The organism is Comamonas sp. HJ-2 (genome assembly GCF_053615495.1).
This window is the reverse complement of record NZ_JBSIFD010000070.1, coordinates 1-1,048: the sequence shown is the minus strand read 5'-3', so window position 1 is coordinate 1,048 and position 1,048 is coordinate 1. Positions and strand designations below refer to the sequence as shown.

1 protein-coding gene is annotated in these 1,048 nt (G+C 60.9%); it reads right to left on the bottom strand.

The genetic code is table 11. The features are described 5' to 3' along the window. Positions 1–54 precede the first annotated feature (54 nt). Positions 55–1,002: an IS5-like element ISAte1 family transposase gene (locus ACWGXF_RS24350; RefSeq protein ID WP_044398522.1), complete on the bottom strand. Its 948-nt coding sequence runs from the start codon at positions 1,000–1,002 to the stop codon at positions 55–57. Positions 1,003–1,048: the final 46 nt, after the last annotated feature.

Below are 1,048 nucleotides of genomic sequence, written 5' to 3'. Positions count from 1 at the left end.
GGCTTTGTTGCACAAACCAGAAGCGAGCCGAGATAACCCCAGCCCCAGACGCAGCTACGCCACAGCAGGCACAGGCACCGTTGCCGGGCGCCCAAGTTGTGTGAAGCGGTTGAGCAAAGCCACCCGCACATGCAGTTCTGTGACCTGGCGCTCAAACGTTCGCGCCATCACCCGCTCGCCCAAGCGCTTGAAGCAATGCATCTTGGTTTCCACCAGGCTTCTTCGGTGATAACCGCTCCACTTCTTCCAGATACGGCGCCCCAGCCTTTGGCAAGCTCGCAGGGCTTCGTTGCGCCCGCCCGCTCCCTCCAGCGTTTGTCTCCAAGGCCTTGCATTCTTGCGCGGGGGAATCACCGCCTGCGCACCTCTTTGCGCTATCGCCGCGTGGCACCCCTTTGTGTCGTAGGCTCCATCCCCACCGACACTTGCCACCGGCTCATCGAGCGGTATCTGGGCCAACAGTTCGGGCAGCATGGGAGCATCGCCCACGCTGTTGTCTGTGACTTCAATGGCCCGAATCTCCAGCGTGTGGGCATCAATGCCCAGGTGCACCTTGCGCCATTGCCGCCGATATTCGGCTCCGTGCTTCTTGCGTTTCCATTCCCCTTCACCCAGGAACTTGATGCCCGTACTGTCCACCAGCAAATCCAGCGCTGTGGCGCTGCGCTGGTAAGGAAGCTGCACCTGCAGCGTCCTCTGACGGCGACTGATGGTGCTGAAATCGGGAACCCGCCAATTCAGCCCCGCCAGACGCAGCAGGCTCTGAATCAGTCCCAGGCTCTGGCGCAGTGCCAAGCCAAACAGGCACTTGATGCTCAGGCAAAACTGGATGGCCGCATCCGTGAACGTCTGCTGGCGACCCCGTTTGCCACTGGCAGGTGCGTACCACTGCATGTCTTTGTCCAGCCAGATCGTCAGCGCCCCTCTGACCTTGAGTGCGGCGTTGTACGCAGCCCAGTTGGTGGTCTTGTAGCGGGTCTTAGGCCCTTGGGGTTCATTCATGCGCCGAGGTTACCAGTGCAATGGGGCTGGTTTGTGCAACAAAGCC

Coding starts and splice junctions, on each gene's coding strand:
- ACWGXF_RS24350 (WP_044398522.1), bottom strand. CDS start 1,002: ATGAATGAACCCCAAGGGCCTAAGACCCGCTACAAGACCACCAACTGG.